Genomic DNA, 18,660 nt, shown 5'->3' with positions numbered 1-18,660 from the left:
CAGCGCCGCCAGGGGGTATTGTTGTTATTTTGTTAAGGCTTTGACGATTTGTTTGAACGTCATCCCTGTTTTTAAATTGAACTTGCCTGCACGAATTTCTTTATGGTAGCCGGCGTCAATCACGTAATCATTGAAATCTTTAGACGAGTTGATGATTCCGTCCTTTTCAAGCATGTCTGAAACATCACTTGTGCTCATCCCGTTTTTAATAACAAATTTGACCGATTTGCCTTTAGGTTTGTCCGATGTTTCTTTATCATTTTTAGAATCGCCGTCTTCATTTGCTTTCAGTGCTTTTTCTTTATAATCAAGAAGCTGCTGATATGTTTCACGGCTGACAGAGACTTCTTTTTTAGAGTCTAAATAGTTTTTCACATCGGTGTCTGTTACTTTCGCTGCGAGCGTTTCTTTTGTGGTTGTATCAGCCGCCGCTTCATCTTTTCCAGTGAGGAAAAAAACGATCGCCAGAACACCAGTTGCAAGAATCATACCTGCCGCAAACGTTTGGATGCTTTTTTTCGTCATACAAGCACCTTCTCATTGTCTTTAATGATCATGTTGACCTCATCTACAGATACATGCTCAGCGCGCGCAATGGCCTCAGGAGACATGCCATTTTGATGCTTTGAAATGATTTGTCTTGCGATAGATGGATCAATTTCTGAATGTTTGCGGACGACAATGTTTGTTTCAAGCAATTCTTCTTCAAGAACCTTCATTTTCTTTTTCAGTTTATAGATTTCTTGCATTGCAGATAGTTGAAGTGTTTCAAGTTCCTGCTCGACTTCTTTAATCGGCTCTCTTTGAAAATATGAGAATGCGATCAGTACGATACTGACAACAAGCAATCCGATAATTGCAATTTCCATGTTTCATCACCTTTTATTCATATTTTAATGCTGAAAGCCATAAAAGGCTTTCATGATTGTTTCAGACAGTTTTCGACCCTTCTTTTTTATACCATAAAAAAGCTAGTTTCAAAAGGAATTGCTGAAAAAATCACCTTTTTTTCATCTTTTTTCTTTTTATATGAAAAACGAGTATGAAAATCTTGCTCGCTGTCAAAATAAAAGAGGGTTTCTCATGTATACAGTACGACAAAGATTGAGGTTTTATAGGGGAGCAGGCTATTTTTCATGAAATGACCGTACGATATGGATCAGAACGCGGATGGATTGCACTGAAAATCAAATTGGTGAAAAAACATTCTAGCATTCCTAAGCTAGAAGTGGTATTATAGTTAGGTCTGAATGTGAATTGATTTTAGTTTGGAGGGAAAAACATGCGCGTAAATATTACTCTAGCTTGCACTGAATGCGGTGAGCGTAACTATATTACTAAAAAGAATAAGCGAAACAATCCAGATCGCGTTGAATTCAAAAAGTATTGCTCACGTGATAAAAAACAAACTTTACATCGTGAAACAAAGTAAGCAGCAGGGAATTTTCCTGCTGTTTTTTTATGATGGGAGATGATCTTTGTGAAAAAGGAACTTCGCCTTCAAACATTAGCTAAGCTGGACCAGATGAGTGCCGAAGAATTCAAGCGAAGCACCGCTTTACTTCATGAGCGCTTGTTTCAACTGCCAGCATGGAAACAAGCGAATACGGTTGCACTTACCATGTCTAGAGGAAAAGAGGTACCGACAATGCCTCTCATTGAAAAAGCATGGCGGGAGGGGAAAACAGTATGTGTACCCACCTGTTTTCCAGAAACAAAAGAGATGACGTTTTATGAATATACACCAGAAACGAAAATGATCTCCCGCTACTTTGGGCTATTGGAGCCAGATCCTCTGACGTCGGCCGCTGCATCTAAAGAATCTATCGATTTGATCATTGTGCCTGGTGTGTGCTTCGATCGAAAAGGCTACCGTATCGGATATGGGGGCGGCTATTATGACCGCTACTTAGCTGACTATCACGGCGAAACGCTTGCCCTTTGTTTGACAGTACAGCAAACCGAGCATATTCCGGCTGAAACGCACGACATCCCGGTCTCAATCATGGTCAGTGAGAAAGGTACCATATTTCCAAAATAAAGTCCGCTGCTTATACAGATGAACGGGCTTTTTGTGTTGAGCGAAGGTGCTCGCTTATGATCAAAAGTCACATACACGATAGCGATCAACATTCTTCATTAAAAGGCATTTTAGCTGACGAGGGATATGTTTTGAAAAAATTTCGTGGAAAGAAAAGATACTTCCGTAATATGTGGGAGGAAGTGAATACTTGTGACTTAAAACTTGATCGTGATTCATGGTTTGATTTTTGGCATACGCACCTTGATTTTTTTGGAGTCGGGGAAAATAGCTTAAAAATAAGAAGAGAGCATATCAAAGCTCATATCGTTTTATATCATAGGCGGCTAAAACAGCTTGAAAGCTTTGAAAAGCCATACCAAACTTGGATTTGTATTCACGAACATGACCTTGGTTTAGACGCTGTATATGTTCATACACCAAATCCATACGGCAGTTACTTCCCGCACAAGGTGGAGGAGTTAGAGCGGGATTGTAGGCTGCCTCAATTTGACGTTTCTTATGATCAATCAGAGTGCGGAGAGGTCTATTATATTCAATCAAAAGAACAAGGGATTAGATTGTAAAGGCCTGCTTATGAAAGGAACCTTTTAAGCGATAAAAACGATGGTTCATGCATAAACAAATCCTATTTAAGCCACGATACGAACATAGGAGGGAATATGATGAATAAAATGATTTGGAGCATTGTGTTCACACTGTTTGCATTCGTTCTCGTGCAAAATCGTTATCGGCTCATGAATTTGGTTTTAGGGCAAAATCAAGTCCGGCACTTTTTGATTAAATGGCTGATGAAAATCCCACATTTTCGGACGAAATTTATTCGCCAAGCATTCTAATCCCGCAAAAGCCGGGATTTTTTTGTTTAGAAATGCGGATAAGAACGATTCTTGCTATAATAATGTAAAAAATGGAGCGCGAATGTATGAATGTCATAGATAGTTTATTTTGGCGAGTTGTTGATGAACTAAGACAAAAAGGATACGAGATGATTCAAAGTCCGTACCCAGAAAATGAAATTTTTTTTGAAGCACCACGAAACTCAGGTTATGATCTTATCCGTCTATATAGAAAAGATGTGAATTTCAGGCAAGAGATCGTTCGAGATATCAAGGAGCAAACATATCGGATCAATCAGCTGAGAGAAGCTATGCGTAAACGATCTCTTCATCTCCTGCAGCTGCAATTTACAACTGATGTTCCAGTAGATGATTGGGAAGACCTAAACGGTCAGCCGCAAAAAGAGAATAAGGTGACAGTTACTCCTGTATTACTCAATGCAGACACGCTTCAAAACGATGTAAACGAACTGCAAAAATGGCTGAATACATCGCTTGCAGTTGATGTAGAAGAAGCGAAGAAAGACACAGCTGAGGATGCAATGCAGCTGAAAAGGAACGTGCTTCAGGCATTTGATGATCAGGAAAAGCAGCGAGAACGAGAACGGGCCGTGTTTCAAAATGGGAGACCCATTTTTACCTACTTGCTGATTGCTGTCCAAGTGGTGATGTTTCTTTTACTTGAGCTGTCAGGCGGAAGTACCAATACCGCAACTTTAACAGCATTTGGTGCTAAAAATAATGTGCTGATTTTAGAGGGTGAATGGTGGCGCCTGATGACACCAATGTTTTTACATATTGGCTTGACGCACTTACTCTTTAATACTTTTGCTCTTTGGTCCGTTGGAGCGGCTGTTGAGAGAATTTATGGGTCGGGAAGATTTTTGCTCATCTATTTGATTTCCGGCATTTTTGGCTCTATAGCGAGCTTTGTGTTTAATACGGCAATTGCAGCAGGCGCATCTGGCGCGATCTTTGGCTGCTTAGGCGCACTGTTATATTTAGCCATCTCAAACCGAAAGCTTTTCTTTCGGACGATGGGGACAAATATTATTGTCATTATCCTCATCAACCTAGGAATAGGCTTCACTGTATCAGGTATTGATAATGCAGGGCATCTTGGCGGCCTGGTTGGCGGTTTTTTCACCGCATTAGCAGTCCGTCTGCCTAAACAGGTGCAGCCTGTCAAAATGCTTCTTGCGAGTGCTGCTTTGCTCTTTATTGGCGGTTTTGGATTGTATACAGGGTTTCATTCTGACAATCAAAAGGAAGCAGCGGCAGCAAGTGAGGCAGCGAGTTTATTTGATGAGAAAAAGTACAGCGAAGCAAGTGAACGACTAGAGGAATATGTGCACGATAAAGATGCATCAGCTGAGGCACTTCATATCTATGCACTATCGGAAGCGCAGCAGGGCCGACTTGATAAGGCTATTCAATTTTTACAAAAGTCGCTTGAAAAAGATCCAGATGATCCAAATAAACTGTATCATTTATCGCTTTTATACGTAGAAAAAGGAGAGACAGCGAAAGCAGAGGATCTATTAGCGAAAGCGTTAAAACAAGATCCTCAAAATGATCAATTTTTAAAGCTGAAACAATATATCCAAAATAGTCAAACACGTTGAATGACTTGACTGAAAGCGCATTTATGAATACGCTTATCCTAACTGTTGATGAGAAGAAATGGTGGAAACAATGAAAACGTTATATGATGTACAGCAGCTGCTCATGAGATTTGGAAATTATGTGTATTTCGGAGATCGTGAAGTAGAATTAGAATTTATGGCAGACGAATTGAAGGAAATGTATACATCAGGCATCATTGACCGGACCGAATGGTCAAACGCAATGACGATTCTTCAAATGGAGCTAGCCAAATTAAATCGAAAAACAATGTGAAGGTGGAGGGCATATGACAGGGGATTGGTTTGTAGGTATTGATCTTGGCGGTACGACAATTAAGCTTGCGTTCATTAATCTATATGGTGAAATTCAGCATAAGTGGGAGATTCCTACGGATAAATCCGGGCAGACGATCACAGTCGATATTGCCAAATCAATTGACCATAAACTGGTTGAGATCAGTATGCCGAAATCAGCACTTATTGGGATCGGAATGGGTGCACCTGGACCTGTAGATAAAGTATCTGGCATCGTCTATAAAACAACAAATCTGGGCTGGACAAACTACCCCTTGAAAGATCACCTAGAGGCAGAGACGGGACTTCCATCTGTCATTGAAAATGATGCGAATATTGCTGCACTCGGTGAAATGTGGAAGGGGGCAGGCGATGGCGCAAAAAATATCCTGATGGTCACACTTGGAACAGGGGTTGGCGGCGGCATCATCGTCAACGGTGAAGTTGTTCAAGGGGAAACAGGAGCTGGCGGAGAAATTGGCCATATTTGTGCTGTTCCATTTCAAGGTGCACCGTGTAACTGCGGAAGAACAGGCTGTATTGAAACGATCGCATCTGCAACTGGCATCGTCCGGATTGCAAAGGATAAATTAGAAACCGAGCAGCATACATCTTCACTTGGCAAGCTCGCTTCGCTATCGGCAAAGAATGTATTTGAAGCGGCAGAAAACGGAGATGATCTTGCAATGCGTGTCGTAGAAGAAGTGACGACACATCTTGGACTTGTCCTAGCGAATCTTGCTAGTGCTTTAAACCCAACAAAAATTGTGATTGGCGGCGGTGTTTCAAAAGCAGGTGAGCTTCTTCGCAGTAAAGTAGAGCGCATTGTGAAACAACATGCTTTCCCGCCTTGCGCTGACGATGTTGAAGTGGTAATTGCATCCCTCGGAAACGATGCGGGTGTTATCGGCGGGGCATGGATGGCAAAAACCAAATGGCTGTCTTGAACAAAAAAGTCATAATGATGTCATTTTTATTAAAAAAAGCGATAGATAGGCATGAAATTGGATGTTTAGCATATTCATAAGTTTGTCATGAGGAAAAAGACATTGATTTTCCATCATATACAGGATAAGATATACTTTAGTTATTTTTCTAGAAGCACCAATAATTAGGGTATATATCCAGAGCCTGGGTGCGCGCTTAGCATAAGGAGGTTACAATGCGAAAGAATAGATTAAAGGCGATTTCATTTTTACTGATTGCGACATTGCTGATGTGGGTCAAAACCTATGTTATCTATAAATCTAGCTTCAATATTAAAATTGAAAATTTCATGCAGGAGTTTATCCTGTTTATTAATCCGCTTAGCTTTCTCTTGTTTATCTTCGGTATCGGTTTATTTTTCAAAGAAAAAAACCGCAATCGATATATCATCGTGACAAGCTTTATCCTAACATTCGTTTTGTTAGCCAACATTGTGTTTTATCGATTCTATAGTGATTTTCTAACCATCCCCGTCCTATTTCAAACAAACAATATGGGTGACCTCGGGTCAAGTATTACCTCTTTAATTGAACCAGTCGATTTACTGATGTTTGTTGATATCATCATTTTAATTTGGCTCTATAAAAAACAGCCTTCCTTTAGAACAGATGTCACAATTTCACGAAAAGAACGAGCGGCCTATTACTTATTTGTGGCAGCTACATTCTTCTTTAACCTTGGTTTAGCTGAAACAGAACGACCAGAACTCCTTACTCGCTCATTTGACCGTGAGATGCTGGTGAAAAATATCAGCTTATATAACTTCCATATTTATGACGGGGTATTGCAATCGAAGCAGTCCGCCCAACGAGCTCTTGCTGACAGTAATAGCTTAACTGAAATTGAAAACTATGTAAGCGCAAATCAAACGGACCGTAATGAAAAGACATTTGGTCAAGCAAAAGGACGAAATGTCATTCTTGTATCACTTGAATCTACACAGAGTTTCGTGATCAATGAAAAATTAAACGGGAAAGAAATTACTCCGTTTTTAAACAAATTGATCAAGAAGAGCTATAACTTTACTAATTTCTATCACCAAACAGGTCAAGGGAAAACATCTGATTCAGAGTTTATTGTAGATAATTCTCTTTATCCACTTGGAAGAGGGGCTGTGTTCTTCACAAATCCAAGCAATGAGTTTACAGCGACACCTGAGCTGTTAAAGGATGAGGGCTACCACTCTTCTGTTATTCATGCGAATAACAAAAGCTTCTGGAACCGTGACCTTATCTACGATAGCTTTGGCTACGATAAGTTTTTTGATATTAAATCATTTGATGTGAATGAAGAAAACTCAGTTGGCTGGGGACTGAAAGATGGTCCGTTCTTTGAGCAGTCCGCTGAATTAATGAAATCGATCCCGCAGCCTTTCTATACGAGATTGATTACATTAACGAACCATTTCCCTTTTGATTTAGATGAAGAAGATAAGCTCATTGATGAATATGATTCAAAGAGCAAAACGCTGAACAAGTACTTCCCTACAGTGCGTTATCAAGATGAAGCCCTTAAGCTTTTCTTTAAAAAGATGAAGGAAGCTGGGTTATACGATAACTCCATTTTTGTTTTGTATGGGGATCACTACGGAATTTCTGAAAACCATAACGAAGCCATGGGACAATTTTTAAATAAAGAGATTACGCCATTTGAAGAAGTACAGCTTCAAAAAGTCCCGTTTGTTGTACACATTCCAGGGGTGACAGATCAACATCCAAAAGAAATTGATACGGTAGGCGGTCAGGTCGATATCCGCCCAACTGTACTCAATCTTCTAGGGATTGATACAAGTAAACAAATTCAATTTGGTCATGACCTTTTATCGAAAGATACGAATGACTTTACAGTACTCCGTGATGGAAGCTTTATTACGAAAGACAGCATTTTTACAGATGGTGTTTGCTACAATAAAGAAACAGGCGAGCCAGTAGATGATAAAAACGTGTGTCAGTCTTATGAAGAGAAGGCGAAGCAGGAGCTTCAGTTCTCTGATCAAATCATCTACGGGGATCTCCTTAGATTTTATGATCGAAACAGCCCGGACCATTCACCATCCAAAAAAGAAGGTGAAACGGAGCTGAAAAAGGCGTCCTAATAGATGAAAAAACCTCTGCTATTTTTAGAAGCAGGGGTTTTCTTTTTTTGCCTTCCGGCTCATATAGTATGAGAGGAGGGATGTAAATGAAGACAACGTCGTTTGGAAAAATTGAATGGCAGCTGGATGAAGCAGGGAGGGATGCTGTGGCAAAGCAGCTTGGCATAGGAAAAGCGGCTTTTCATTTATCAAATCAAACAAGCACTGATGAGCTTCTTTTACCAGGATATAGACTTCCAGAAGGAGTCCATGTATTTGATTCGATAGGTGATGTGCAGAGATTTATTGCACCTTACAGACTGCAGCAATCCGATGATTGGATCAATGGAACATTTGAATATGATAGCGCTCAATTAGAAGAAGAGCTGAGCCGCTTGAAAGCTGTATTTCCTTTTCTTCATATCAGCGTCATTGGCCATTCAGTGCTTGATACACCTATTTATGAGATCCGAACAGAGCCTGTTCAGCATTTACATTCTATTCATCTCAATGCCTCATTTCATGCAAATGAATGGATCACGACGTCTGTTTTATTAAAATGGCTGAAATCGCTTTGCTTAGCAGCGTCTGACCCAGTGCAGGCAAGACATTATGAAGCGGTTCATATCCTGCAGACCACCGCTTTATCCATCGTGCCAATGGTTAATCCAGATGGAGTCGATTTGGTACGTAATGGACCGGAGTCACTAGGTCTTCATCGTGAAGAATTCACTCTGCTAAACGGTGGATATTCCGATTACCGGGAATGGAAAGCAAATATTCGAGGGGTGGATTTAAACAATCAGTTCCCTGCTTATTGGGAGATCGAGTACTATCGTCATCAGGCGAAAGCACCGTCCTACCGGGATTATCCTGGGCGCGAGCCATTAACAGAACCAGAAGCGAAAGCGATGGCAAATCTTGCGTTGCGAAAACGATTTGACCGGCTGATCGCCCTTCATACACAAGGAGAAGAGATCTATTGGGGTTTTCTTGGCCATGAGCCAGCCATCTCAAAAGAAACGGTCAAAAGATTCGAACAAGTGAGCGGCTACAAACCGATCCAATATCTCGACAGCTATGCAGGCTATCGCGATTGGTTTATTTATCAATTTCATAATGAGGGCTATACAGTCGAGCTTGGTCTAGGGAAAAATCCTCTTTCCATGGTTCAATTTGATTCGATCTATGAAAAAACAAAGCGGCTTTTGTGGGAAGCGTGTAAGTGTTAAAAGCACCTGTCTGGTGCTTTTTCATATTCTGAGAAACAATCAATTGCTTATGGTCAATAAAAACAATGTTGAAGCAATTGACGAAGGTCTCCTTGTAAGCTATTGTGAAAGATATGGATGTAAAAAAAAGGATATGATTTAGGGAGATGTCGACTATTGAGTGCGCAAAGCCTGTGGAAAAGAAATTTTACTTATTTATTTGTTTCTAAAATGTGCAAAATTACGGCTGATAGTTTATCTTTCAACACCATCTTGTGGCTTTTAGTACTAGGAGGGAAAGGGGCCATAGGGACAGCTTTTTTTATTGCGGTCAGCTTTGTCCCTCAAGCGATTGTTGGGCCATTTATTACGCCCATGATGAAGCCGCATCAATTGAAATTCTGGATGTGCTTTGCTGATTTAACAAGAGCAGCGATTATCCTTGTAATTGTGGTTAGTTACTTTTATGGTTTCACACCATTAGTCCTCATCATTGGCTGTATGCTGCTGCATTCGGCGACAGGAGGTTCCTATGAACCGGCATCTGTATCGATTATTCCAAAGCTTGTCCATGAGGACCTCATACAAAAAGCGAATGCAACCATCCAATCAGCAAGTCATGTAGTAAGACTTGTGACGGTCACGATTTGTGGTGTCATGATTGCATTTGCAGGCGTAGGTTATACAATGCTTGTGATCATTCCTCTTTACCTTTTGTCCGCTTTATTGGTGTTCTTGATTTCATATCAAACAGACGTCATCATCGATAAAGCCAAAAAAGGATTATCTTACGGCAAAAGATTAATTCGAGGTTTTTCACTTGTTAGAAGCCACCATATTTTGTTTCCATTAGCGATTTTTTGTGTCTGCTCAAACTTTGCTTCGGCACCATGGGAAGCATTGTCTGTTATTTATTTAACAGAAGACTTACATAGTGGACCGGTCGTCTATTCATTCATCAAAGTCACAACTGCACTAGGCGCATTTTTGATGGGGTTTGTTTTGACAAAGATAAAAGTGAATCGGTATGGATTGCTGTTTATAGGCGCTGGGATCGTTGATGGAATCGCCTTCTTCATCACAGGTATGAACGCATTGTTGCCTCTTGTGTTTATATCAGCTTTTGCTTTAGGAGCAGCAATTAGTGCAGTTAACGTACCCGAACATACGATGATTCAATTGTCAGTAAAGGCAGAGGATCAGCCGCAAGTGTATGCGATCATCAACATGATTTCCTACTTAATGATTCCGTTAGGCGCCCTCCTTGGCGGCTATATGGCAACAATATTTGGATCTGGGTATGTCATTGCGGCCGGCGGCATCATTGAAGCTGTTTCAGGTATATGCCTGCTTCTGTTTACAAAGATCGGGAAGGTAGAGAGAGCGGATTTGACGATAGAACGAGACAAACCTGCCGTAAACGCAACGTAAGCATGGCATGATTGAATGAGGATAGGTTACAATGAGGACGAGAAAACATGAGAATTTAATGGAAAGGGGAAAAATTATGGCTATAGCAGACGTCACCATCATTCCGATAGGCACTGAAACACCAAGTGTCAGTGCTTATGTAGCAGATGTACAAAGAATTTTAGAAGGCTTTCAACAAGAAGGGAAAATCAAATATCAATTAACACCGATGAATACGTTAATTGAAGGTGAATTATCCGTTTTATTTGAGGTCATTCAGCGCATTCATGAAGCCCCTTTTGAAAAGGGATTGCACCGAGTAGCGACCAATATTCGCATCGATGACAGACGGGATCAAACCACAACACTTACAAGCAAATTAGAAAGCGTGAATAAGCATTTAAATCAATAAAAAAGCCTGCTATAAGCAGGCTTTTAATGTGCAGTTGGATAACCGCTATAGATGATGGTCATGACAGTGAACCATCCAAAAACCAAAAATGTAGCGCCTGCAAAAGCGATGGCAAGTACGTTCACTTTTTTTAGTGAGCGATAGATGCCAAGCGCAGCTAAAATCGTGACTAGACCAAAAATAATGACGAGCATCATATGAAAGTCCCCCTTTGTCATCAATCCCCTTGATTTCCTTTCTTTTCATTTTAACCGTTTTCATAAAGCTTGTCGAGTAGATTCCAGTTGACGATTGTTTGAATTTTTATTGAATAGCCTTCATAATAAAAAAGAATGAATAAAGTAGGTGATGAAAATGAATTGGAGAAGAATGCCACTAGGCTATGTACAAGCGAACGCATATATTTGGAAAAATGAACAGGGAGAATGCTTAATTTTTGATCCAGGCGGTGAAGCGCAAAAGCTGATTTCCTATGTAAAAGAAAAACAGCTCACACCGCTTGCTGTCTTATTGACACATGCTCATTTTGATCATATTGGCGCGGCAGATGAGGTGCGCGAAGAGTGGGGAGTGCCGCTGTATGTACATGAAAATGAAAAAGAATGGCTCACGAACGCTGAATTAAACGGTTCAGCTCGATTGATTGGGAATGGAATTACGGTCAAAGAAGCTGAAAAATTGATTACGTCAGAAGGACCGCTTCAAATTGGGTCGTTTACATTAGAAATGTTCCATACACCAGGGCATTCACCTGGCAGTGTGTCTTACTATTCGGCGGAAGAGGGCTTTGTTATTTCTGGTGACACGCTATTTGAAGGCGGCATCGGGAGAACAGATTTAGTAGGCGGCAGTCAGGAAGTGCTGCTACAATCAATCCATCATAAATTATTGTCATTGCCAGAATCAACTCTTGTTTTAAGTGGACATGGCGGAGAAACCACTGTGCTGACGGAGCAGGAGCAAAATCCGTTTATTAATGGATTTTCTCTTTAAACGTATGAAAAAAAGCATCTCTTTTATAGAGATGCTTTTTTCAATTAATGTCCGGTACCGGGAACCATGATGAAAATCGAATAATATGTAAATCCGGCAAAGAAAATCGTCAAGTACGCTCCGAAAATGTAAATATACATTCTTTCGGATAAATTCAAGTAGGATAAAAATACAAAAAGAACGGTTTGACCGAAGAATAGCAGCGATGCATCTTTCATATGTCCTAAATAGAACATGACAGCAAAAATACCCGTCCAAAAGCCAAGAACGCGGAACATGCGATTCATTTCTTTCCCTCCCCTTAAAAACCCCTTTGATTCATATTATAGCTGATCATCACTTGTTATGTAAACATTTACATTTTTGACATCATGTGAACAATTTATTTTGAATGTAGAAAAAATTTTTTTGAAAAAATGATGAAAAAGTGTTTATGCCGAAAAACATGAGGGTACTTACTCCATAAGAGAAAAGGTTAACGACCTAAGGAGGAAGACTAATGAGTGACATTACTTTTTATTCATACCCGAGCTGCACGTCTTGCCGCAAAACAAAACATTGGTTAAAGGCGAATCAAATTGATTTTAAAGAGCGTCACCTTTTCAGAGAAACGCCAACACTAGATGAATTAAAAAAGATTCTTTCTTTAACAACAGAAGGAATGGATGAAATTTTAGCCACACGAAGTCAGGCTTTTAAAAGCTTAAATTTAAATATTAATGACTTAAAAGTAAACGAGGTCTTACAGCTTCTCATTGAAAAACCAAAGCTGCTCCGGAGACCAATCATCATTGATGGGAATAAATTAGTGGTCGGCTATAATCCCGGAGAACTCATGAAAATATCAAAGAAGAAAGCGATTCATCAATCGGTATCCTAATAAAAAACGAAGATCAGCTGAAACAAGCTTCAGCCGTCTTCGTTTTTGTGCTGAACTGGGCTAGCTGGGTTCGAACCAACGATCACGGAGTCAAAGTCCATTGCCTTACCACTTGGCTATAGCCCAATATCAAACGTGTAATGTTATTGTTCACCATCTGCGGTCATTTATACATAAAAGTTGTATGTCACGAGTTTTAGTGAAAAAGGAGCGAAAGAAATAAATGAAAAATGAAAAATCAAAGCAATTATACGAATTTATCCTAAAAGAAGCCCCTGTCATGACCGAAGAATGGCTAAAAACAAGAACAGAAGAAGGCTCATTATATTCTAAACATGCTTCAGAGGAAACGGAAAAGAAGCTGAAGGAACAGAACACAGCGTTTATTCAAACCATTGCAGCCACGCTTGTGACACTGTCTGACAAAGTAGAAAACCATTTGAAAAAGTGGTCTGTTGATATTGCACGTGATCGAGCAGTGCACGAGGTGCCGTTATATGAAATCATTGGACAGTTTAAGATTTTCCGCCACATTTTCTGTTCGAGAATTGAGACATTCACCCAAGAAACAGAGCTTGAAGTGACGCTGCAAGATGTGTGTCAGTGGAATCAGCACTTTCACGCCACATTTGATGACATGATTGAGCGTTTATCAGAAGAATATGACCGCGTGACACTTAGTCAGCTGAATGCACAAAGAGAGATGATTCAAGAGCTAAGTGCCCCAGTTATTCCAGTATCAAAGGAAATTGGGATTTTGCCGCTGATTGGAGAGATCGATACGTACCGGGCCAAAATCATTCTGGAATCCGTACTAGAACAGGCTTCAAGACTGCGTCTAACGCATTTATTTATTGATATTTCTGGTGTTCCCGTTGTTGATACGATGGTGGCCTATCAGCTGTTTAAAGTGGTCGATAGTGCGAAGCTGCTAGGGATTGAGACGATTATTTCAGGCATCCGCCCAGAGATTGCTCAAACTGTAGTGAAACTCGGCATTGATTTCTCAAAAGTAAATACTGAGCATAGCCTTGCAAAAGCTTTAGAAAAAAGAGGATTTCGTATCTTTGAAGAGCAGCCGCAAGAAGCCACATCATGACCAAAAAACCTGTACTTGTAAAAGTCAGGTTTTTTTATATGCTCTTTTCTAAAAAATGATGTAATGCATCGTGAGTTGAGGGTTTTCATCATTGATTAGTCATGAAAATCATAAATTGCTCTTTTGTCATTCACGTTCCGCCATTCTACAATGTGATCAGAGAAAGGAGTGATCCACTTGTATGGGATTGAATATTTAAGGCAAGAGCTGCTAGAAGAAGCATGCCGCATGAGGGCTTCTGATGTGCATATTGTGCCAAAAGAAAAGGAAGCTTCGGTGTCATTTCGTGTTGATTCAGATTTAATCCAGCAGCGAACCATTGATAAAAAAAGCGGAGAGAGGCTTATTGCACATTTTAAGTTTTTATCTTCTATGGATATCGGGGAGAAAAGGAGGCCGCAAAATGGCTCACTAGCTGTGATGCTAAGAAACGGTCAAGTGTTTATTCGGATGTCTACCTTGCCGACAGTGAATGATGAGAGCTTAGTGATTAGAATTTTACCGCAGGATCATGTTCCGAAAATAAAACATCTATCATTATTTCCGAAAGCCTCAGCCAGATTATTATCCTTTTTAAACCACTCGCATGGACTCATTTTATTTACTGGGCCAACAAATTCAGGGAAAACAACAACACTATATTCATTGATCCAGTTTGCAAAAAAGAATTTTAACCGAAATATTATTACCCTTGAAGATCCTGTCGAAACAAGGAATGAAGAAGTGCTGCAGGTTCAAGTGAATGAAAAAGCCGGCATCACGTATGCCGCTGGATTACGCGCTATTTTAAGACATGATCCAGATGTGATTGTGCTAGGAGAAATAAGAGATGCTGAAACGGCCAGAACGGCGATTAGAGCAGCACTGACAGGCCATTTAGTATTGAGTACGCTCCATGCAAAAAATGCAAAAGGAGCCCTTTATCGTATGCTTGAATTTGGTGTCACGATGAATGAACTTGAACAAACCATGGTTGCGATTGCTGCCCAGCGATTAATCGAGCTCACCTGTCCTTTTTGCGGAGAAAGATGTCAGCTTTACTGTAAATTAAATCGACCGATCAGACGAACAAATGTATTTGAACTGCTGTTCGGAAAAGAGCTTGGTGAGTGTATCAAGGAGGCTAAAGGAGAATATGCTCACTCGTCATATGAAACACTGCAAAGATTAATTCGTAAAGGAGTGGCACTCGGCTATTTATCAAAAAACACTTACCATCGCTGGGTTTATGAAGAAGCGAGCCTCTAAAGTATGGTCTAAAAAGGATCAAGCTGAATGCCTATCAAAACTGGCTCAATTAATTCAGGCTGGATATACATTGATTGAGGCATTAGTGATGGTGAATATCCAGTTATCAAAACAACAGCGGCAGCAATTAAAACTAGGTATTCAATGGCTGCACGAAGGCGAGCCTTTTTATGTAGTGCTGGAGAGACTCCATTTTCAGAGGGAAGTCATCGCTATACTATGTTTTTCTGAGAAGCATGGCAGTCTAGCCCGTGCTTTAGAACAAAGCGCCCGTTTTTTAGAGAAAAAAATCAAACAGTTAGACACGTTTAAACGTATGTTACGTTACCCGCTTTTCCTCATCTTCACGGTTTTGGTCGTGCTGGTACTCGTTCAGCAAATGATCATTCCTCAATTTTCTGTTTTGTACTCATCGATGGATACCCGCATGTCTTGGCTGATTCAAGGGATGTTTGGATTATTTCAATTCCTTCATGCTTTTCTGCTCATCACTAGTTGTCTGTGTATCTGTCTTATTGGATATTATGCTGTTTTTTTTAGGAAAAAGTCGACCCTTGAGAAATTGAGGGTGATGAGCAAGCTGCCTTTTTTATATAAAGGGATGCAGCTGATGCATACGTACCTTTTTTCTCTTCAGCTCAGCGGACTGCTTCAGGCTGGGTTATCGATGTACGAAGGTTTGCAAGCTTTTAAACAGCAAAGCTACCTGCCTTTTCTTCAAGAAATAGGTGAACAAATGATGGAAGAGTTAAGAAAAGGAGAAAGCATGGCCCATCAAGTAAGCGTGTCTCCTTTCTTCGAAAAACATTTTGCAGCCATCATCAAGCACGGTGAAGCCAGTGGAATGCTTGCGAGAGAAATGTACACGTACAGCCAATTTCTATTAGAGAATGCAGAGCTAAAAATTGAAAAATGGATTTCTTGGCTGCAGCCGGTTATTTATGGGGTAACAGCACTTCTTATACTCATCGTGTATTTATCTATTCTTTTACCAATGTATCAACTAATGGAGCAAGTGTAAGAAGGAGGACAGAGTCATGAATGATAAAGGATTTACCCTGTTAGAAATGTTAATAGTCATGCTTGTAATATCCATTCTTTTACTCATTACCATACCGAATATTACACGTCATCACCAAGCTATTCAGGCAAAGGGCTGTGAAGGGCTTAAATCAATGGTCAGCACACAAGTGATGGCATATGAATTGGAGCATGATGGGAAGACGCCATCTTTAGCTGAATTAGAAAAAGAAGGTTATGTCAAAAAAGGATTAACTTGTCCTAATGGAAAAGCGATTGTCATTCAAAACGGCAACGTGAAGCATGAATAAATTATTTTTACATGAGAAGGGTTTTACCCTGATTGAACAGCTGATGATCTTACTTGTTTTATCGATTGTATTGTCGATCATGGGAGGGAAAATCCCTAATATAATAGAAAACGCTGAAGCAAAAAGGCAAGTAAACATCATGAAACAAGATCTTCAATTGGCCTCATATACTGCATTTATCAAAAAAACACGTGTGCATGTTGAGATCCATCCGCCGCATGTATCTTATCAGGTAATAGATCAAAAGAGTAACGAAGTCATTGCTTCTTATCAGCATCAAAAGGGCAGCATCAAAACTTCTACATTCTCGCAAGGTATCTATTTTAATGCAAAGGGACATCCAAGCAGCGGTGGATCTCTCATTGTCGAATTTGGCAGTCAATCGTATAAACTGACGATTTATTTAGGAAGCGGGCGAATTCATGTTCAAAAACAATAGAGGATTTAGTACGTTTGAGACGCTGTTTGCCTGTCATCTCTTTCTATTTGCTGCCCTAGTGCTCATGCCAGCCTATGAAAAACTCATGATGGGGAAAAAGGAAGTGAGAGCCAAGCTTGATGCATATCAGGTTTTACATGAACAGATGAATGAAGCGTTCATAAATGGGACAACATCTTCCATCAAAAAGAAGAGAGGCGAGATCATATATGTTTTCAATTGGCGTAAACAGAAGGGATGTGTTTCATACAAAGTACAAAAAAAAGAGACCATATGCTTTCGGCATGTGGAGCGATGACAAAGCTTTTACCCTTTTACAAGCTTTGTGGCAGCTGCAGCTATTTCTATTTCTTTCTTTTGGCTGTGGGCTGATCTTTTCAGCAGCTGAGAAAGCTCGTCCATTTGAAGACATCAATCGATTTTCCCAAATGGAATGGAAACAGACTGTCCTGCAATTAGATGAGGAATTAAGTCGTGCCGATGCTGTGAAATCAGTGAAAGGAGGAAAAGTGTTAGAGTATATTTCCGATCAAGGGCGAGTGGTAACGATTGAGCCATACCAAGAGATGCTTCGAAAACGAACGGATCAGGCTGGACATCTTCCTTTATTGCATAAGGTGAAACAATTTCACGTGAGAACGAGTCAGCATAGAGCGATTCTAAAAGTCACAGATGGATCTGGTAAAGTGTATGAAGCCGTTTTTTTCACATATAAAGGAGTGGTTCGTAAATCGTGAAAAGGGAGGAAGGGTTTATCTATCCGCATGTACTTGCGGCGATTTTATTTTTTCTCTTGATCCTAGGGGCGATAACGATGGGGTTTCAAAAAGAACTGAAAAGTGCAGAGCTGACGATTTCTTTTTATAAAAAACAGCAGCTTTTTAGGGTGGGTGTGAGTGAAGCTGCCAGCACAGTAGAACGTATTTGTGCGGAACAGAAAACCCATATTGATACTGAAGAAGGCCGTGTGACACTGAAGCGGATGAAATGCGATCTAAAGAAAAAGCTTGTCCTTGTTTTGGTGAAGGTGAAAACAAAAGATGGTTTATCCGATGAGCGTGAACTGATGCTGGATTGGAAGACCGGTGAAATCATGAGATGGGCAAATCCTGATTAGCCAGTGTATAAAATCATCCTCTTCCTGGTAAGACTTGAAGGAAGAAGAGGTGAAAGTGCTTGAAAACAAATGACTATGTAAAATATATGACGCAGGAAATCATTAAATATATGAATACACCACGTGACGAACGGAAGGAACACAAACAAGAAAAAATAGAAACGAAACCGCCGTTTTCACAGCGTTTATTTGGGGTTCTGCCGTTTGGCTTATCCATGATGCTTAAAAAACGCCAGCGCCATCGACGAAAGTAAAAAGCCGCCCAGCAGGCGGTTTTTCTATGCCGTTTTAGCTGTATTCCTCCACAACAATCACTTTATTCACCTTATTTGAGTAAGGATTATAGGAAATGGTGACAAACACCCCAAATTCCTTTGTATGGTCTTTTAACGTAATATGATACTGTTTCACAGATTCCTTATCGCGGTGGCGGTCCCATACTTTTTGTTTAAATAATACTTGCGTTAGCGGGTATCTTTTTTTTGCTTCTTTAACTGCCCGCGTTTCCCATTGATCTGCGGCGGCAGTCAAACCTCTCGCATCAACGGGTTTGAACTCTAGCATCATAGGACTCAGCAGTAAACTGAGCATGATTATGATTTTTCCATATTGCACTTAACATCACCTCACCTCTTCATATCCTGACCAAATCCTACATTT

Annotated in this window: 27 protein-coding genes and 1 tRNA gene; 22 read left to right on the top strand and 6 right to left on the bottom strand. The window is 40.2% G+C overall.

Annotated features, from left to right (window positions below; translation table 11 throughout):
• Positions 1 to 24: 24 nt before the first annotated feature.
• A complete protein-coding gene (locus NSQ34_RS11320; RefSeq protein ID WP_024422990.1) occupies positions 25 to 525 on the bottom strand; it encodes an endolytic transglycosylase MltG in 501 nt (166 codons plus the stop codon).
• Positions 522 to 869 (bottom strand): hypothetical protein, encoded by a 348-nt coding sequence (locus NSQ34_RS11315; RefSeq protein WP_024422989.1) that lies wholly within the window; start codon positions 867 to 869, stop codon positions 522 to 524. Before NSQ34_RS11315 ends, NSQ34_RS11320 begins: the two co-directional genes overlap by 4 nt.
• Positions 870 to 1,282: 413 nt before the next feature.
• Here NSQ34_RS11315 and rpmG point away from each other — a divergent pair, with 413 nt between their 5' ends.
• The 11 genes from rpmG (at position 1,283) to NSQ34_RS11260 (ending at position 10,893) form a co-directional block, all read left to right on the top strand.
• Entirely contained in the window at positions 1,283 to 1,432 is a 150-nt protein-coding gene (gene rpmG / locus NSQ34_RS11310; protein ID WP_008360061.1) for a 50S ribosomal protein L33, read from the top strand.
• Positions 1,433 to 1,480: 48 nt separating this feature from the next.
• Positions 1,481 to 2,041, top strand: a complete 561-nt coding sequence (locus NSQ34_RS11305; RefSeq protein ID WP_125586586.1) for a 5-formyltetrahydrofolate cyclo-ligase — start codon at positions 1,481 to 1,483, stop codon at positions 2,039 to 2,041.
• Between the two features lie 131 nt (positions 2,042 to 2,172).
• A complete protein-coding gene (locus NSQ34_RS11300) occupies positions 2,173 to 2,607 on the top strand; it encodes a hypothetical protein (RefSeq protein WP_268456479.1) in 435 nt (144 codons plus the stop codon).
• 99 nt (positions 2,608 to 2,706) lie between these two features.
• Positions 2,707 to 2,880, top strand: a complete 174-nt coding sequence (locus NSQ34_RS11295) for a hypothetical protein (protein WP_254001364.1) — start codon at positions 2,707 to 2,709, stop codon at positions 2,878 to 2,880.
• Positions 2,881 to 2,966: 86 nt separating this feature from the next.
• The gene (locus NSQ34_RS11290; RefSeq protein ID WP_268456478.1) at positions 2,967 to 4,505 is read left to right on the top strand and encodes a rhomboid family intramembrane serine protease; all 1,539 of its coding nucleotides are present in this window, start codon (positions 2,967 to 2,969) and stop codon (positions 4,503 to 4,505) included.
• 70 nt (positions 4,506 to 4,575) lie between these two features.
• On the top strand, positions 4,576 to 4,779 hold the full coding sequence (locus tag NSQ34_RS11285; RefSeq protein WP_008342322.1) for a YqgQ family protein: 204 nt from the start codon (positions 4,576 to 4,578) through the stop codon (positions 4,777 to 4,779).
• Positions 4,780 to 4,792: 13 nt separating this feature from the next.
• A complete protein-coding gene (locus NSQ34_RS11280; protein WP_025092968.1) occupies positions 4,793 to 5,746 on the top strand; it encodes an ROK family glucokinase in 954 nt (317 codons plus the stop codon).
• Between the two features lie 215 nt (positions 5,747 to 5,961).
• Positions 5,962 to 7,881, top strand: a complete 1,920-nt coding sequence (locus NSQ34_RS11275; RefSeq protein WP_176966988.1) for an LTA synthase family protein — start codon at positions 5,962 to 5,964, stop codon at positions 7,879 to 7,881.
• Positions 7,882 to 7,967: 86 nt separating this feature from the next.
• A complete protein-coding gene (locus NSQ34_RS11270) occupies positions 7,968 to 9,092 on the top strand; it encodes a M14 family zinc carboxypeptidase (protein ID WP_065214633.1) in 1,125 nt (374 codons plus the stop codon).
• A 156-nt stretch (positions 9,093 to 9,248) separates the two neighbouring features.
• Positions 9,249 to 10,502: an MFS transporter gene (locus tag NSQ34_RS11265; protein WP_176966989.1), complete on the top strand. Its 1,254-nt coding sequence runs from the start codon at positions 9,249 to 9,251 to the stop codon at positions 10,500 to 10,502.
• A gap of 76 nt (positions 10,503 to 10,578) precedes the next feature.
• Positions 10,579 to 10,893, top strand: a complete 315-nt coding sequence (locus NSQ34_RS11260) for an MTH1187 family thiamine-binding protein (protein WP_024427984.1) — start codon at positions 10,579 to 10,581, stop codon at positions 10,891 to 10,893.
• Positions 10,894 to 10,916: 23 nt separating this feature from the next.
• On the opposite strand, the gene NSQ34_RS11255 is transcribed toward NSQ34_RS11260, so the two are convergent.
• Entirely contained in the window at positions 10,917 to 11,090 is a 174-nt protein-coding gene (locus NSQ34_RS11255; RefSeq protein ID WP_003217333.1) for a DUF2759 domain-containing protein, read from the bottom strand.
• 157 nt (positions 11,091 to 11,247) lie between these two features.
• Between NSQ34_RS11255 and NSQ34_RS11250 the strand changes: the two genes are divergently transcribed.
• A complete protein-coding gene (locus NSQ34_RS11250; protein WP_176966990.1) occupies positions 11,248 to 11,886 on the top strand; it encodes an MBL fold metallo-hydrolase in 639 nt (212 codons plus the stop codon).
• A gap of 44 nt (positions 11,887 to 11,930) precedes the next feature.
• On the opposite strand, the gene NSQ34_RS11245 is transcribed toward NSQ34_RS11250, so the two are convergent.
• Positions 11,931 to 12,173 carry a DUF2626 domain-containing protein gene (locus NSQ34_RS11245; protein ID WP_003217440.1) on the bottom strand — a complete coding sequence of 81 codons (243 nt, stop codon included), beginning with the start codon at positions 12,171 to 12,173 and terminating at the stop codon, positions 11,931 to 11,933.
• 212 nt (positions 12,174 to 12,385) lie between these two features.
• Here NSQ34_RS11245 and NSQ34_RS11240 point away from each other — a divergent pair, with 212 nt between their 5' ends.
• Positions 12,386 to 12,766, top strand: a complete 381-nt coding sequence (locus NSQ34_RS11240) for a Spx/MgsR family RNA polymerase-binding regulatory protein (protein ID WP_007501232.1) — start codon at positions 12,386 to 12,388, stop codon at positions 12,764 to 12,766.
• A gap of 55 nt (positions 12,767 to 12,821) precedes the next feature.
• Here NSQ34_RS11240 and NSQ34_RS11235 read toward each other — a convergent pair.
• Positions 12,822 to 12,892: transfer RNA gene (locus tag NSQ34_RS11235), tRNA-Gln, on the bottom strand.
• Between the two features lie 97 nt (positions 12,893 to 12,989).
• On the opposite strand from NSQ34_RS11235, the gene NSQ34_RS11230 reads away from it, so the two are divergent.
• The 9 genes from NSQ34_RS11230 to NSQ34_RS11190 all read left to right on the top strand — a co-directional run bounded on the left by NSQ34_RS11230 (position 12,990) and on the right by NSQ34_RS11190 (position 18,254).
• Positions 12,990 to 13,865 carry an STAS domain-containing protein gene (locus NSQ34_RS11230; RefSeq protein ID WP_024422979.1) on the top strand — a complete coding sequence of 292 codons (876 nt, stop codon included), beginning with the start codon at positions 12,990 to 12,992 and terminating at the stop codon, positions 13,863 to 13,865.
• 177 nt (positions 13,866 to 14,042) lie between these two features.
• A complete protein-coding gene (comGA, locus tag NSQ34_RS11225; protein WP_041117979.1) occupies positions 14,043 to 15,113 on the top strand; it encodes a competence type IV pilus ATPase ComGA in 1,071 nt (356 codons plus the stop codon).
• On the top strand, positions 15,094 to 16,134 hold the full coding sequence (gene comGB / locus NSQ34_RS11220; protein WP_034280202.1) for a competence type IV pilus assembly protein ComGB: 1,041 nt from the start codon (positions 15,094 to 15,096) through the stop codon (positions 16,132 to 16,134). Before comGA ends, comGB begins: the two co-directional genes overlap by 20 nt.
• A gap of 16 nt (positions 16,135 to 16,150) precedes the next feature.
• On the top strand, positions 16,151 to 16,444 hold the full coding sequence (gene comGC / locus NSQ34_RS11215; RefSeq protein WP_024422977.1) for a competence type IV pilus major pilin ComGC: 294 nt from the start codon (positions 16,151 to 16,153) through the stop codon (positions 16,442 to 16,444).
• On the top strand, positions 16,437 to 16,883 hold the full coding sequence (gene comGD / locus NSQ34_RS11210) for a competence type IV pilus minor pilin ComGD (RefSeq protein ID WP_176966991.1): 447 nt from the start codon (positions 16,437 to 16,439) through the stop codon (positions 16,881 to 16,883). The genes comGC and comGD overlap by 8 nt, the downstream gene beginning before the upstream one ends.
• A complete protein-coding gene (comGE, locus tag NSQ34_RS11205; RefSeq protein WP_264315972.1) occupies positions 16,867 to 17,181 on the top strand; it encodes a competence type IV pilus minor pilin ComGE in 315 nt (104 codons plus the stop codon). Before comGD ends, comGE begins: the two co-directional genes overlap by 17 nt.
• Complete coding sequence (gene comGF, locus NSQ34_RS11200) at positions 17,093 to 17,620, top strand: competence type IV pilus minor pilin ComGF (RefSeq protein WP_264315971.1); 528 nt, start codon at positions 17,093 to 17,095, stop codon at positions 17,618 to 17,620. Before comGE ends, comGF begins: the two co-directional genes overlap by 89 nt.
• A complete protein-coding gene (gene comGG, locus NSQ34_RS11195; RefSeq protein WP_041117969.1) occupies positions 17,617 to 18,000 on the top strand; it encodes a competence type IV pilus minor pilin ComGG in 384 nt (127 codons plus the stop codon). Before comGF ends, comGG begins: the two co-directional genes overlap by 4 nt.
• A gap of 59 nt (positions 18,001 to 18,059) precedes the next feature.
• Positions 18,060 to 18,254, top strand: coding sequence for a YqzE family protein (locus NSQ34_RS11190; RefSeq protein WP_024422974.1), 195 nt, complete (start codon positions 18,060 to 18,062; stop codon positions 18,252 to 18,254).
• A gap of 34 nt (positions 18,255 to 18,288) precedes the next feature.
• Here NSQ34_RS11190 and NSQ34_RS11185 read toward each other — a convergent pair whose 3' ends face one another.
• Positions 18,289 to 18,567, bottom strand: coding sequence for a DUF3889 domain-containing protein (locus NSQ34_RS11185; protein ID WP_061109527.1), 279 nt, complete (start codon positions 18,565 to 18,567; stop codon positions 18,289 to 18,291).
• Positions 18,568 to 18,660: the final 93 nt, after the last annotated feature.

The sequence above is a fragment of the Bacillus sp. FSL P2-0069 genome, assembly GCF_038593315.1.
Lineage (GTDB): Bacteria > Bacillota > Bacilli > Bacillales > Bacillaceae > Bacillus > Bacillus safensis.
The sequence above is the reverse complement of the archived record's forward strand: the minus strand, read 5'-3'. Positions and strand labels throughout refer to the sequence as shown.